We start from the raw sequence: 16,023 nt of genomic DNA, 5'->3' as shown, positions 1-16,023 counted from the left end.
TCGATATAGTATCTTCAATATATTCTATTTGAAGTTATTTTACAAGAGAAAGTCTTTTTTCACAACCTAATACTTGACAGATATTTTTTACTAAGGAGAAAAGTTATGAACGTAATAAAAAGCAGGGATGTTATTAATATTCTGAAAAGAGCTTTAAATTTAATTGATGAAAGACTCATTAATCACGGAGAGAGAGTGGGGTATATCATTTATAAAATGATGGAATATGAAAATAAGTACTCACAGCAGGAAATGTTAGATTATACTATTTCTGCCTTATTTCATGACATCGGTGCGTATAAAACAGATGAAATTGACAATATGATTAAGTTTGAAACGAGAAACATCTGGGAGCACTCTATTTATGGATATTTATTTTTTAAGTATTTAACACCATTAAATGATTTTGCAGAGACAATTTTATTCCATCATATCGATTATAATAAATTGACAAAATTTCATAGCAAGCATGAAGTAATTTCCAGCTACCTAAATCTTGCCGATAGAATTGATGTGAATAAAATATCCTCAAGGGATATTGTTCCAGAGAAGTTTTATCGGTTAAGAGATATTCAATATTCCGGACATGCACTTGATTTATTTAATAATGCACAACAAAAGTATCATATTTTGGAAAGATTAGAAGATAACAGTTATCAGGAAGAATTGAATCAATTTTTAGAAAAAGCTGTGTTTACTTCCAAAGAAAAAGAAGAATTTTTGCAGATGTTAATCTATTCCATTGATTTTCGAAGCGAGCATACGGTTAGACATACCATTACAACAGTAAGTGTCGCGGATCAATTAGGAAAATTGATAGGATTAAATGCTAAAGATACATATAATCTTCATTACGGAGCTTTACTCCATGATATTGGTAAAATATCAACTCCATTAAATATTTTGGAGGCACCCAGGGGATTAACGGCAGAAGAGATGAAAATTATGAAAGATCATGTTGCTGTCAGTGAAATAATTCTAAAAGATTATATAGATGAAGAAATTGTACAAATTGCTGTCCGTCATCATGAGAAATTAGATGGTTCCGGTTATCATAAAGGACTGACAGCTGATCAATTAACGCTGCCCCAACGTATTCTGGCAGTTGCAGATATCATAAGTGCCTTATATGGCGTGCGGAGTTATAAAACCTCCTTTAATAAGGACAAGATTCTTTCTATTTTAATAAAAGAAGCGGATAAAGGTATGATTAGCAGGGAAGTAGTTGATTGTGTAAAAGAATTTTATGATACACTTATGGAAAATGTGGAAAGAGATTGTGAGGAGCCATTGCAAAAATATGCAGCTATGAATGAAAAGTATGAAAGCCTTTATAACCAATTTTTAGAATTAATATAAGATATTTGAATATACTAATAGGTGATTTAGGGGTATTAAAACCTCATTCGACATAAAATGTGCTAAAAAAATATTTATTTACTTGTCTGGGAGAATTTTTTGGACTATAATAAAAGTTGTGAGATTTTACTGTGTGGAAAATATTATAAAAAAATTAGATTATGAAATACGAAAGGAGTTTACTCAAAGTGGGATTTATTGAAGACATTAAGGCAAGAGCGAAGCAAAACATGAAAACTATCGTTCTTCCTGAAACAACAGATAAAAGAACTTTAGAAGCCGCTTCCAGAATTTTAGCGGAAGGTGTTGCTAAAGTGGTTCTTTTAGGCAACGAAGAAAATATTAAAAAGACAGCAGAAGGCTTTGATTTATCAGGTGCTGAATTTGTAGATCCTGAATCAACAGACAAATTGGATTCTTACATTAATCTTCTTGTTGAAATTAGGAAAAATAAAGGTATGACACCTGAATTGGCTAGAGAAACTTTAACAAAAGATTATTTAACATTTGGTGTTACAATGGTTAAAGCTGGGGATGCAGACGGTATGGTTGCAGGTGCAGTCAATTCAACTGCAAATGTACTAAGACCATCTCTTCAGATTCTAAAAACGGCTCCGGGAACAAAATTAGTTTCTTCTTTCTTTATTATGGTTGTTCCAAATTGTGAATACGGTCATAATGGAACATTTGTATTCTCTGATTGTGGTTTAAATCAAAATCCAAATTCTGAAGAATTAGCAGCAATTGCAGAAAGTTCCGCAAAGAGTTTCAAGGCTCTTATCGGTGATGAACCCATAGTGTCTATGCTTTCTCATTCTACAAAGGGAAGTGCAAAACATGCTGACGTTGACAAAGTAGTAGAAGCTACAAGAATCGCAAAAGAATCTTATCCTGATATTAAGATTGATGGTGAATTACAAGCGGATGCTTCCATTATTCCAAGCGTAGGTTCTGCCAAAGCTCCGGAAAGCTCTGTTGCAGGTAAAGCTAATGTTCTTGTATTCCCTGACTTAGATGCAGGTAATATTGGATACAAGTTGGTTCAAAGATTAGCAAAAGCAGAAGCATACGGTCCAATGACTCAAGGTATTGCAAAACCAGTTAATGATTTATCCAGAGGATGCAGTGCGGATGATATCGTTGGTGTAATTGCTATTACAGCAGTACAAGCCAGTGCAATGGATAATAAATAATTTATCCTCGTCAGAGAAGTGGATTTGCCTGTAGACAGGTGAATATCCGCTTCGATGAATAAGAAAAGTTTGAAAGAAAATATTAATACGAAAGGATGCCACAACTAAATTCTTTCGAACTATTTATTTGTGGCAGTATCGCAAGCAAACTTGTGATATGCAATGGGTGCAATAATGAAAGTTTTAGTTATTAACTGCGGTAGTTCATCATTGAAATACCAGTTAATCGATTCCGAATCAGAAAAGGCTTTAGCTGTAGGTTTATGTGAAAGAATAGGTATTGACGGCCGTTTAAATCACACTCCTGCAGGAGGAGAAAAAGTTGTTATAAATGCTACAATGGATACTCATGAAACAGCAATTAAATTAGTGTTGGAAGCTCTTATCGATAAAAACCATGGTGTAATCAAATCTTTGGATGAAATTGGTGCAGTAGGCCACAGAGTAGTTCATGGAGGAGAAAAATTCGCAACTTCTACAGTTATTACTGACGAAGTAATAAAAGGAATTGAAGAATGTAATGATTTAGCACCTTTACACAACCCTGCTAATCTAATTGGTATTAATGCTTGTAAGAGCCTTATGCCAAATGTACCTATGGTAGCAGTATTTGATACCGCTTTCCACCAGACAATGCCTGCAAAAGCATATCTTTACGGTCTTCCATATGAATATTATGAAAAATACAAAGTAAGAAGATATGGTTTCCATGGTACAAGTCATAGCTATGTTGCTTCCAGAGCAATTGACATGGCAGGCTTAGATAAAGACAACTCTAAAGTGATTGTTTGCCATTTGGGAAATGGTGCCAGCGTTACAGCTGTATTAAATGGTAAATCCGTTGATACCAGTATGGGACTTACTCCGTTAGAAGGTCTTATTATGGGAACAAGAAGCGGTAGCATTGATCCTGCTATTATGGAGTTTATTGCAAATAAAGAAAATAAATCTATCGAAGAAGTAATGAATATACTGAATAAGAAATCCGGTGTATTAGGCTTATCAGGTGTATCCAGTGACTTTAGAGATTTAGAGAATGCTGCGGAAGAAGGAAATGAGAGAGCAAAACTTGCTGTTGAAGTATTCTCTTATCGCGTTGCAAGATATATTGGGTCTTATGTTGCTGCTATGAATGGTGTAGATGCTATCGCATTCACAGCTGGATTGGGCGAAAATGACAAAAATGTAAGAGCAAATGTATCTTCTTATCTCGGATACCTTGGAATCAATATTGATCAGGATAAGAACAGTGTAAGAGGAAAAGAAACTATTGTTTCAACAGAAGATTCTAAAGTTAAAGTTTGTGTAATCCCTACAAACGAAGAATTAGCAATAGCCAGAGAAACAGTTGCATTAATCTAATTTTTTAAAAATACATTGTATAAATTAAAAATAATTGTCATTCTGAGCATTTAACGAAGTTGAATTATGTTTAGAATGACAATTATAATTCGTATGTTAAAAATATTGTTAACATTTTTGATTTAAATAAAGGCTTAAAATTATGTTGAAATACAAATTTATTATTGACAAATCATGGGCACCTGTCTATAATGTAAACAGTGCGAATTTTTAAAAGATAGGAGATTGTTATGCTTATTAATTTATCAGATATTACATCTGTTAACGGCAAAGTCGAACATATTCAAGCTCCCATCGAATTAGAAAGCTTTTGCTTGGAAGGGACTTGCTATCCCATTGCTAAAAAATCCAATGTTGATCTTATCATAACTCATATGGGTGAACGTAAAGTCAGGATTGAAGGCGAAGCAAAAATATCTTTATTAATTCCGTGCAATAGATGCCTTGAAGACGTAGAAACCTTGTTTGAACTAAAGATATTTAAAGATTTAGATTTAAATCATAGGTCAGAAGACCGAATTAAGGATTTAGATGAAACAAATTATATCGATGAATATAATCTGGATGTAGATTTATTAGTCTATGGTGAAATACTTATAGACTTTCCCATGAAGGTTCTGTGTGATAAGGACTGTAAAGGTTTATGTAAAACTTGTGGGACGAATCTGAATAAGAGTACCTGCAATTGCAGCGAACCTGATCCGGATCCCAGAATGTCAGTAATCCGAGATATATTCAAGAATTTTAAGGAGGTGTAATCATGGGAGCTATCTGTCCAAAGAATAAATCTTCAAAAGCTAGAAGAGACAGCCGTAGAGCAAACTGGAAAATGTCAGCACCTAATTTAGTAAAGTGCAGCAAATGTGGAGCATTAATGGTACCACATAGAGTTTGCAAGGCTTGTGGTTCTTACAACAAGAAAGAAATAATTCCACAGGATTAATTATTAAAAATTAAATAAAATCAAGGGTTTGAGAAATCAGATCCTTGATTTTTTTTCGATATAACGTTTATCAATAATCATATTTCCAACGTATATCATAGAACCTAAATTTTAATCCTACTAATCCAAATATTTTGATTGATAATAAATATATTTTTATTATATATAATCCAAGAGTTTTCATCTATAATTAAGTAATTTGTATAATTTATAATCAGAAAGCTTAATGAATAGCATTTCTATATAGAACTTTTCTATAGTTTATCACAGAAAAAATAATATTAATTGACAAAATTACACCTATATGATAGCATATAGAAGTAATAAAATGATGGAGAGTATAATATAATGCGACAAAGAATTAACCGTACACCGTTACAATCAGAAATAATTAAATATATTCAGGAATATATTCATGATGAAAACCTAGAGACAGGGGACAAACTTCCATCACAATCAGAGCTTATGGAGATGATGGGTGTTAGCAGAACATCGCTAAGGGAAGCCATAAAAACTCTTGAGGCAAAAGATGTTTTAGAAGTGAAAAATGGTAAGGGTGTTTATGTTAAACACAATGACGAGAATGTATTGATGTCTCAGCTTAATTTTCTAGAAGAAAAAGAATCCTTATTAGAGGTAATGGAAGCACGTAGAATATTAGAAAAAGAAATAATTAAACTTGTAGTGAAAAATATTACTGACAAAGAGCTTGAAAGTCTGGGGGAAGTTGTTAAAGTCCTGATGGATAAATATCACCGTGGTGAAAAACAAAATGTGGAGGATAAAAAATTTCATTACATGATATATGAAGCTTCACATAATAGAGTAATGCATCGGCTTATTTTATCTCTTAGCCGTTCTATGGATAAGTTATGGGATTTTCCATTAAATATGAAAGAACCGTTCACAGATACAATCCCGTTGCATGAAGAGCTGTATAAGGCTATATGTGAACGAGATGTTAAAAGAGCATTAGAAATTAATGAGCACATTCTTGGAATGATGTATCAAACTATTCAGCAACAAAAGTAAAGCAGTATAAAACTGCTTTTATTTTGAACAGAACCTATACTATAGCATATAGCTGATAGGCGATGTTATACATACAGTGAACAGGAGGCTAATATGAGTATTCAATTTGAATTGGAGCGAATGGAAAGGCTAGTTAAAGATATTAACAAACTCCGTTATCCGGAATCAAAAGTGATAAGTAAATATAAAATGCATGAAGGGAAAATAAACAATGGAGCAACCTGTGATACCAGTGATTGGCAGGATTATGAAATTGATACACCTTGGAAAGACACGGACTGTCATAGATGGTTTCGAACAAGTTTTCAAATTCCAAATTCCATGGTTGGTAAGCATGTAGAATTTCGTATAACCACAGGGCGTGAGGGGCAATGGGATGCAACAAATCCCCAGATGCTTTTTTATCTGGATGGAGAAATTGTGCAAGGAGTAGATGTTAATCATAGAGAGATTACTATTACAGATCATGCAATTCTGGATAAGAGATATGAAGTAGCTTTGTATGCTTATAGTGGATCAGTAAAAGGTGATTTAATACTACACACAGAGCTTGTAGTGCTGGATGACATAATTAACAAATTCTATTATGATTTTATGATTCCAGTACAGGCCGCAAGAGTACTGTGGAAAAACAAAAAAGATGATGCACGTAAAATTCTTCAGATACTTGGACTGGTAGCTGACATGATTGATTTAAGAAAGGCTTATTCAGAACAATTTTATGAATCTCTTATAGAAGCCAGCGTATTACTTGAAGAAAAGTTCTACACAAAGGAATTAAAAGATATTCCAAAAGTAAGTGCAATTGGACATACCCACATTGATGTAGCATGGTTATGGACTGTAGAGCAGACCAGAGAAAAAGTATTACGAAGCTTCTCAACGGTACTCAAGCTTATGGAACAATATCCGGATTATAAGTTTATGTCCAGCCAGCCTATCCTGTACAAGTTTGTAAAAGAACAGGAACCAGAGATGTATGAAAGAATTAAAAACAGAATAGCGGAAGGCAGGTGGGAAGTGGATGGTGCTATGTGGCTGGAGGCTGACTGTAATCTGCCAAATGGCGAATCTTTGGTAAGGCAGGTAATGAAAGGACATCAGTTTTTCACGGAGGAATTCGGTAAGGAAAGTAAATCCTTATGGCTCCCTGATGTATTTGGATATTCCGCTGCAATCCCACAGATATTGAAAAAAACTGGTATTTCCTATTTTATGACAACGAAGATTGCCTGGAACCAGTATAATCAGTTGCCCAATGATACATTTCTGTGGAAAGGAATTGATGGCAGCAAAGTTTTTGTATTTATGCCCACAACTTGTAATTATGACAGAACTCTGGGAGAAAATATTTCTTTTTCAGATACCAAAAATACAACAACCTATACAGGAATTATCAATCCTAATATGGTACTTGGAACCTTTGAACGTTTTCAGAACAAAGATTTAACGGAGGATACCATGATGCTCTACGGTTATGGTGACGGAGGCGGAGGTCCAACCAAAGAGATGCTGGAAAGTGCAAGGAGACTAAAATATGGGTTGCCTGGCATTCCAAAGGTGGATTTAGAATTTGAACAGGATTTTCTTGATCGTACTTATGAAAAGATTGCGACTAATAAAGATATGCCTACATGGGATGGTGAATTGTATTTTGAGTATCACAGAGGAACTTATACATCCATGGGAAAAACAAAGAGGTACAATCGTAAAAGTGAAATCTTGTATGAACAGTTAGAAACCTTAGGCTGTCTGAGTTCTTTAATTGGAGAAGAATATCCCTATGAAACAATAGATAAAGGCTGGGATACCATATTATTAAATCAGTTTCATGATATTATTCCGGGAAGTGCAATTGAAGAAGTTTATATCCAATCAAATAAGGAATATGAAGAGATTTTAAAGGACGGTACCTATTGTATACAAAAAATCAGCAAAAAGCTTGCAGAGCATGTGAAAGCACCGCTAGATTCTATTGTGGTTATTAACACCTTGGGCTACTGGAAAGATGACATAGTGGAAATTGATACCAATGGAAAATATACCGTTGCTGAGATTAGGGATTTGGAAGGTAATACATACAAGGTTCAATATATTTCGGAGAATAAGTTGATTTTCTTTGCAAAACAGCTGCCCCCTTTAGGCTTTAAAACTTTTCAAATAATAAGAGGAGAAAAACCGAAGCAGGAATTTCTGGAATGGAACTATGAATTTGATAACAGCTATTATTATGCCAGATTCAACCATGAGATGCAGCTGGAGTCTCTTTTTGAAAAAGAAGCTAAAAAAGAATTTATTAAGGAAAATCGTTTAGGAAATGTCTTGAATATTTATGAAGACAGACCTATGAATTGGGATAACTGGGATATAGATATTTACTATAAAAAGAAGAAATATGAAAGTAATTGGATTTCTGAAACAAAAGTCATTGAAGCAGGACCGGTTAGAACAGTGTTAGAAACTTCATATGGATTCATGGATTCGGTTGTTACACAAAAAGTTTGCCTATATCAGGATATACCTAGAATTGATTTTATAAATCATGTGGATTGGAAGCTGCAGAGCATGTTGTTAAAAGTGAATTTTCCAGTAAGTGTGAATACAAATAGGGCTACTTATGAAATACAATACGGAAATGTTGAACGAGAGACTACGAATAATAATAGCTGGGATACTGCGAAGTTTGAAACCTGCGGACATAAGTGGGCAGATATGTCTGAAAATGGACTGGGAATCAGCCTTTTGAATGATTGTAAATACGGTCATAGTATTAAAGATGGAGAAATGTCTTTAACATTAATTAAATCAGGAATCTATCCAAATGAAAATGCGGATATAGAAGAACACGATTTTACCTATTCCATTTATCCTCATAACGGCAGATGGCAAGATGCCAGTACCATTGAGATGGCATATAACCTTAATGTGCCATCCATTGTAGTGATAAAGGAAAAAGGAATACAAGAATTCTTGCCGAATAGTTTCAGCCTGATCTCTTGCAATCAAAAGAATTGTTTTATAGAGATGATAAAAAAAGCAGAAGACGGTAATGGGTGGATTTTAAGAATGTATGAAAATCAAAATCACAGAGTGGAAGCAAAGATTTCGGCTTCATGGAGTATTCTATCCGCAAAAGAATGTGATTTACTAGAAAATGATTTGAACACTCTTGCCATTAAAAATAATGAGTTTGAAGTATGGTTCGAACCATATGAAATTAAAACATTTCGAATTAATTTTAAGAAATAAATACTATTTAGAGAAGGAGAAGAAATATGCTGGAAGAATTGACAAAAATTTGGGGAGTCAGTGGAAGAGAAAAAAGAGTTGCCAATTACATAATTGATCAAATTGTCGATTATGCAGACGAAATTAAGAAGGATGCAATGGGGAATTTGATTGCACTTAAAAAAGGTAATGGAATTAATAAAAAGAAAATAATGACGGCAGCACATATGGATGAAATAGGACTTTGTGTTGTAAAAATAATGGAAAATGGACTGTTACTAGTAAAAAATGTAGGGGGAGTTTCTCCTTATATATCTTTTATGAATCGGGTTCAATTTGCCAATGGTGTGACAGGCTGTGTTGCATGTAAAGAGAAGATTCAAAAAGTTGAACCAAATGAGATGAATAAATTATACATCGATATTGGAGCAAAAGATAAAGCAGAGGCAGAACAATATATTCAAGTAGGGGATTGTGCCATGTTTCTGGGAGAATATACAAAACTCCTTGGTAATAATGTAATGTCTAAAGCTTTTGATGATCGCAGTGCATGTTTCATTCAAATAGAGACTATGAAGAGAATGAAAACACCATATCATGATGTATATTTTGTGTTTACAGTACAAGAAGAGGTCGGGTTGTTTGGTTCTACCACTTCTGCAGAAGGAATTCAACCTGACTTAGGGATAGCCATAGATATTACAGGTGCATTCGATATTCCCGGAGATGAATTTGGAAATCCGGTATTAGGTGGAGGCGCGGCAATTAAAGTAAACGATGCAAGCGTAATATGCGATGAGGCATTAACCCAGGATTTAATTGATTGTGCAAAAAATAATAACATAAATTATCAGCTGGATGCTCTTCCGGCAGGGGGAACTGATGCAGGGGCAATTACAAAGTCTAATGCAGGAGTTAAGGTACTTGGTATATCTATACCAACAAGATATGGACATTCACCAAATAGTATTATTAATCTGGCTGATGTTGAGGCATGTATTCAACTGCTTATAGAATTTGTTGAGATGCCTTTAAACATTGTGACAGAAGAAATAATAAAGTAAACAAGAAGGGAAGGAAAAGCTATGAGAAAAATTATGTATTTGAAAAGAATTGCCGCTTGTGCACTGATTTGTGCTATGTCGCTTGGTTTAGCAGCATGTGGAAGCAAGGGTAATAGCGGTAAGAATGGGGTAAGTGGTGGAAGTGTGGAAACAACAGGTAATAATAAAGCAACTGTGAATCTTCCAATGACCACTGATCCGGACATTTTAGATCCTAGTCGTGCAGATGACGGACAAAAGAACCAAATTGTATTGGAGGTTCAAGAGACACTTATTCGTATGCAGGATGGAAAAATTACACCTGCAGGCGCAGAAACATGGGATGTTTCAGATGATGGATTAATATGGACTTTTAATCTAAGAGACAATCAATATTCTGATGGAACTGCTGTTAAAGCTCAAGACTATGTGAACTGTATGTTAAGAACTTTTGATCCTGAGGTGGGCAGCCATAATGCCGGTACTTTTTATTGTATAGAAGGTGCAGAAGCATATAACACTGGTACCGGAAGCAAAGAAGAAGTTGGAATAAAGGCACTTGATGAGAGGACTTTAGAAATTAGATTAAATGAACCGCTGCCATATTTTCTACTAATGGCAAATTGCTCTAATCTTACACCGATTCCTGAAAATAAAACAACTGGCGAAAGTAATGTAACATACGGTTCCAATGCTGAGAATATGGTTTATTCCGGCCCATTTGTAATCGATAGTTGGACAAGAGGATCTCAAATTGTATTAAAGAAAAATCCACATTATTGGGACGCAGCCAATGTTAAGTTGGATACTGTTAATTTTCTTCTTGCACAAGAGGAAAATACAAGACAGCAGATGCTTGAGCAAGGCAATATTGATATTTTAACCGGTATTAATGCGGAGTACTATCAGAAAGTAAAAAGTAAAATTGATACAGGAGAAATTTCACTTATTGAAAACGCAAATCCAGGTTCTTCTTATATTGCATTTAACAACCAAGATCCGAATGGAATCTTTACAAATGCTAAAATAAGAAAGGCATTTTCACTTGCTATTGATAGAGAAGTTTTTGTAGATAATGTATTGAAAAAAGACAAACCAGGTTATGGTTTAGTTCCATATTCCATTAATAACGGGGAGACTAAATATAGAGAAGAAGTAACTGATCCGTTGTTAGAATGCAAAGAAGATCCCAAGACCTTATTTGAAGAAGGTTTAAAAGAAATCGGAAAAGCTGGTGAACAAATTACAGTAACCTTCCTTCAAAGCAATGCCAATAATGACACAAAAGTAAAAGCGGAATTTTTCCAAAATCAATGGCAATCTATATTAGGTGTGACGGTTAAAATTGATACTGCGGCCGATAATGCAACCTTTAATAATCAAGTATCAAAAGGTCTGTATCAAATCTGTAATACAGGTTGGGGCGCAGATTATAATGATCCTATGACATTTATGCAATGCTATTTAACAGGGGATGGTAATAACCCGGCTCTTTTCTCTAATAGCAGGTATGATGAGTTGGTAAATGCATGTAAATCTGAACCGGACATGAAAATAAGACAAGAGAAAATTGCAGAAGCAGAAAAAATACTAATAGCTGAAGAAGCAGGAATTGCACCGCTTACCTACAGCTTTAAACGTAATCTTGTTGATAAATCATTAACGGAATATAGTTTCAATGGATCCGGCGGACCTGAAATTGAGTTAAAAACAGCATATTTTGAATAAGAAAGAGACGAGGCGGAGGAGGGAAATCTCCTCTGTCTCGTATTCTTATAAGGAGATTAGTTATGCTTAAATACATATTAAAAAAGTTTGGATATATGATTGTTACGCTATGGATAATTATAACAGCCACCTTTTTCTTAATGAATTTAATTCCTGGTGATCCCATGCAGTCCGGCACAAAAGTTCTTCCGGAAGCTGTGGCAAAGAATCTGGAAGCTAAATGGGGATTGGATAAACCAATTGGAGAAAGATATTTACACTATTTAAAAAACATTACACATGGAGAGTTAGGAGAATCTTATACAACACCTGGTTTGACAGCGAATGAAGTAATTGGAAGCCGTCTTCCTGCCTCCATTCGTTTAGGCTTACAGGCAGTAGGGGTAGGTTTGGTTTTAGGCTTACTGATTGGTATTATTGCGGCATTTCATAGAAATTCGTGGATTGATTTCATTGCCATTTTCATAGCAATATTTGGAGTGTCTATACCAAGTTTTGTATTTGCCGCATTATTGCAAAAAAGTCTGGGGGGAACATTTTTCCCCATAGTGGGTTGGGTTACAGATGGTATGGGACTGGCAGATTCTTTGCGGGTTACTGCATTACCTACTTTGTCAGCAGCAATAGGTGGTATAGCAACCTATTCCCGATTTATGCGATCTTCCGTACTGGATGTTTTGAACAATGATTATATATTAACTGCTAAATCCAAGGGACTTTCAAATGGAGAGATTATCCGAAGACATGTACTTAGAAATAGTATTACACCAATTATTTCTATTGTAGCTCCTCAGATTGCAGGAATTGTAACGGGTTCCTTCGTTATCGAAAGAATTTTCTCCATACCGGGTCTTGGCCGGTACTATGTAGATAGTGTAAATGGACGCGATTATCCCATGATAATGGCAACCACAATAATTTTTTCCGCTATTTTTATCTTTTCAATCGGTATAATGGATATCCTATATGCTTTGGTAGATCCGAGAATTAGAAAGAGTCTGATAAAATAGGGGGGGAGAAGGTTGAAGTAATTTCGTGTTGAAATTCTTTCAACCGGAGATTTGTGCTACCCACAAAGTCTCCAGACATTGAAAGGAGTATAGTTATAAATATGGATAATCAAAATATTGTACTAACGAAAGAAATGTTTGCACGTGTCGGTGTAAATGAACAGCAGTCAGAAAAAGTGGCCAGACCAAGCATATCCTATTGGCAGGATGCATGGAGACGATTAAAGCAGAATAAGGTTGCCATGATTAGCATGGGGTTTTTAATTTTTGTAATATTAATGTGTATCTTTGCTCCTTATATATATCCTCATTCCTATGACGAACAGAATCTTGCCTATACAAATCAAGGTTCAACAGTGCATCATATTTTTGGCTTAGATGACCTTGGCAGAGACATATTTGCCAGAATATGGGTTGGAGGAAGGGTATCCCTTTCCATTGGATTAATCGGTGCTGTAATATCTCTGGTAGTAGGTGTAATATATGGGGGAATTAGCGGATATTTTGGCGGCGTCATTGATGATGTCATGATGAGAATTGTTGAAGTGCTTGTTGGTATTCCTTATATGGTAGTTGTAATTTTAGTCAGTATTGTATTGGGAAAAGGTATGGTTTCATTGATTATTGCGTTATGCATAACAAGTTGGACCGGCCTGGCACGATTAGTAAGAGGGCAGGTGCTTAATTTAATGGAGTGTGAGTATATTCTGGCGGCAAAGGCACTGGGTACTCCAATTTATAAAATAATTTCAAAACATCTGCTACCTAATATACTAAGTATTATAATTGTAAATACCACTTTTACAATTCCAGGTTTTATATTTTCGGAAGCATTTCTTAGCTTTATTGGTATGGGAATTCAGCCGCCTAACACAAGTTGGGGTGCAATGGCTGCTCTAGGCCAGCAACAGATGTCATATTATCCCCATGAATTGCTTTTTCCGGCAGCAGCAATATCATTAACTATGTTGGCGTTTAATTTGTTAGGAGATGGACTTCGTGATGCTTTTGATCCGAAACTTCGCCAATAAGAAATAAAAGGAGTTCAAGTATGAGTCATTTATTAGAAGTTAACAATCTAAAAGTTTCCTTCCATACATATGCTGGTGAGGTTCAAGCAGTACGTGGAGTTACTTTTTATGTGAATGAAGGAGAAACCCTTGCTATTGTTGGAGAGTCAGGATGTGGAAAAACAGTTACTTCCAAAGCAATAATGGGACTAGTTGCTTCTCCTCAAGGTGAAGTAAAAAAGGATAGTGAAATTAAATATAAGGGAATCAATATTCTGAAATATACAAATAAGCAATGGCAAGATTATAGGGGAAAAGATGCGGGAATGATTTTTCAGGATCCTATGACATCATTAAATCCCACTATGAAGATTGGAAATCAGATTCGGGAAGGAATCATCAAGCATCAAAAAGTAAGTAAAAAAGAGGCTCAGGAAAGAACCATAGAATTATTAAAGAAAGTAAATATTCCTAACCCGGAAGATAGAATTCAACAATATCCTCATGAATTTTCAGGAGGTATGAGACAAAGGGTAATGATAGCGATAGCCTTGGCCTGCAATCCTCAGCTAATGATTGCGGATGAACCTACCACTGCTCTGGATGTTACTATACAGGCCCAGATTATTAAATTATTAAAAGAAATTCAACATGTAAACAACTCGTCTATTATAATGATTACCCATGATTTGGGAGTTGTTGCGGGAATGGCAGACAGAGTTGCGGTAATGTATGCTGGTAAAATTGTAGAAGAAGGCTCAGCAGAAGAAATTTTTGAAAATCCCCAGCATCCATACACCTATGCATTATTAAATGCAGTTCCTAATTTAGAATTTGAAAACAAAGCAGAGCTCCATGTTATCCCAGGAACCCCTCCCGATTTGATCGCTCCTCCAAAAGGCTGCGGGTTTGCATCAAGATGTCAATATTGTATGGAAGTCTGCAATAGATATGAGCCCCAATATACTCAAATTTCAAAAAGCCATAGGGCTATGTGCTGGTTACATGATGAAACAGCAAAAGAAGTATATGGATTTGATAATGTAAGGAGCGTGATTAAGGAATGAATTCAAGGGAACCTTTAGTAAAAATAGAGCATCTGAAAAAGTATTTTAATATGCGAAAAAAAGGTGTGCTGAAAGCTGTAGACGATGTATCCTTTGAAATATACCCAGGTGAAACTGTTGGATTGGTTGGAGAATCGGGATGTGGAAAAACAACCTGCGGAAGAACTATTTTAGGTTTATATCCTGCTACAGAAGGAAAAATTGAGTTTCAAGGAAAAGATATTAGTCAGCTAAAAGATAAAAAAGAGATAATTGAATTCAAGAAAAATGCCCAAATGATTTTTCAGGATCCATATGCTTCATTAAACCCCCGTATGACAGTTGGAGATATAATCGCGGAAGGAATGATTAATCATCATATACCGGGAGGGACTGACAGAATACAGGAATTACTTGCTATGGTTGGCTTGAATAAAGAATATGCAAATCGCTTCCCCCATGAATTTTCAGGAGGACAGAGACAAAGAATTGGTATTGCAAGGGCTTTAGCGGTTGATCCTAAGTTTATCGTATGTGATGAACCAATTTCTGCATTGGATGTATCTATTCAAGCGCAAGTTGTTAACTTGCTTGTTCGTCTTCAGGAACAATTGGGATTAACTTATTTATTCATCGCACATGATTTATCTATGGTAAAACATATATCTGATCGTGTTGGAGTTATGTATATGGGGCAATTGGTTGAATTTGCGCCAAGTAATGAACTCTATAAACATCCAACTCACTTTTATACAAAAGCATTGCTTTCTGCTATTCCAATTCCCAATCCTAAATTGGAGAGAAATAAAACTGTGTTGCCCTTAGAGGGAGAAGTTGGAAGCCCAATTAATTGTGGACCAGGTTGTCGCTTTATGAGCAGGTGTAAATATGCAACTGCAAAATGCGGAATTGTTACACCTAAATTAAAAGAAACTGAAAAGGGACATTTTGTGGCTTGCCATGTCCTGGAAAGTTTTTAATGTATATTTCTGGATAATGAAAGTGAAAGTAATATTTCAATGGCGATTGATAAACTATCTCAAAGTAAAACAATAATTTCAATTGCTTA

The 16,023-nt window shown here is 35.1% G+C and carries 13 protein-coding genes; all 13 read left to right on the top strand.

Going from position 1 to position 16,023, the window contains the following annotated elements:
- Positions 1-105: 105 nt before the first annotated feature.
- Positions 106-1,359: an HD-GYP domain-containing protein gene (locus tag RT261_RS03140; RefSeq protein WP_313129223.1), complete on the top strand. Its 1,254-nt coding sequence runs from the start codon at positions 106-108 to the stop codon at positions 1,357-1,359.
- 188 nt (positions 1,360-1,547) lie between these two features.
- A complete protein-coding gene (gene pta, locus RT261_RS03135) occupies positions 1,548-2,552 on the top strand; it encodes a phosphate acetyltransferase (RefSeq protein ID WP_313129221.1) in 1,005 nt (334 codons plus the stop codon).
- A 174-nt stretch (positions 2,553-2,726) separates the two neighbouring features.
- Positions 2,727-3,914 (top strand): acetate/propionate family kinase, encoded by a 1,188-nt coding sequence (locus tag RT261_RS03130; protein ID WP_313129322.1) that lies wholly within the window; start codon positions 2,727-2,729, stop codon positions 3,912-3,914.
- Positions 3,915-4,144: 230 nt separating this feature from the next.
- Positions 4,145-4,672: a YceD family protein gene (locus RT261_RS03125; RefSeq protein ID WP_313129219.1), complete on the top strand. Its 528-nt coding sequence runs from the start codon at positions 4,145-4,147 to the stop codon at positions 4,670-4,672.
- A gap of 2 nt (positions 4,673-4,674) precedes the next feature.
- Positions 4,675-4,857 (top strand): 50S ribosomal protein L32, encoded by a 183-nt coding sequence (gene rpmF / locus RT261_RS03120; protein WP_091687525.1) that lies wholly within the window; start codon positions 4,675-4,677, stop codon positions 4,855-4,857.
- A gap of 348 nt (positions 4,858-5,205) precedes the next feature.
- The gene (locus RT261_RS03115; protein ID WP_313129212.1) at positions 5,206-5,889 is read left to right on the top strand and encodes a FadR/GntR family transcriptional regulator; all 684 of its coding nucleotides are present in this window, start codon (positions 5,206-5,208) and stop codon (positions 5,887-5,889) included.
- A 93-nt stretch (positions 5,890-5,982) separates the two neighbouring features.
- A complete protein-coding gene (locus tag RT261_RS03110; protein WP_313129210.1) occupies positions 5,983-9,138 on the top strand; it encodes an alpha-mannosidase in 3,156 nt (1,051 codons plus the stop codon).
- Positions 9,139-9,164: 26 nt separating this feature from the next.
- A complete protein-coding gene (locus tag RT261_RS03105; protein WP_313129208.1) occupies positions 9,165-10,181 on the top strand; it encodes a M42 family metallopeptidase in 1,017 nt (338 codons plus the stop codon).
- 21 nt (positions 10,182-10,202) lie between these two features.
- Positions 10,203-11,888: a peptide ABC transporter substrate-binding protein gene (locus tag RT261_RS03100; RefSeq protein WP_313129205.1), complete on the top strand. Its 1,686-nt coding sequence runs from the start codon at positions 10,203-10,205 to the stop codon at positions 11,886-11,888.
- A gap of 62 nt (positions 11,889-11,950) precedes the next feature.
- Positions 11,951-12,898, top strand: coding sequence for an ABC transporter permease (locus RT261_RS03095; RefSeq protein ID WP_313129204.1), 948 nt, complete (start codon positions 11,951-11,953; stop codon positions 12,896-12,898).
- Between the two features lie 101 nt (positions 12,899-12,999).
- Positions 13,000-13,929, top strand: coding sequence for an ABC transporter permease (locus RT261_RS03090; RefSeq protein WP_313129201.1), 930 nt, complete (start codon positions 13,000-13,002; stop codon positions 13,927-13,929).
- A 20-nt stretch (positions 13,930-13,949) separates the two neighbouring features.
- Positions 13,950-14,975, top strand: coding sequence for an ABC transporter ATP-binding protein (locus RT261_RS03085; protein ID WP_313129198.1), 1,026 nt, complete (start codon positions 13,950-13,952; stop codon positions 14,973-14,975).
- A complete protein-coding gene (locus RT261_RS03080; protein WP_313129196.1) occupies positions 14,972-15,934 on the top strand; it encodes an ABC transporter ATP-binding protein in 963 nt (320 codons plus the stop codon). The genes RT261_RS03085 and RT261_RS03080 overlap by 4 nt, the downstream gene beginning before the upstream one ends.
- Positions 15,935-16,023 lie beyond the last annotated feature (89 nt).

It is taken from the genome of Anaerocolumna sp. (assembly GCF_032079385.1).
In the GTDB taxonomy this organism is placed as follows: Bacteria; Bacillota; Clostridia; order Lachnospirales; family Lachnospiraceae; genus Anaerocolumna.
The sequence above is the reverse complement of the archived record's forward strand: the minus strand, read 5'-3'. Positions and strand labels throughout refer to the sequence as shown.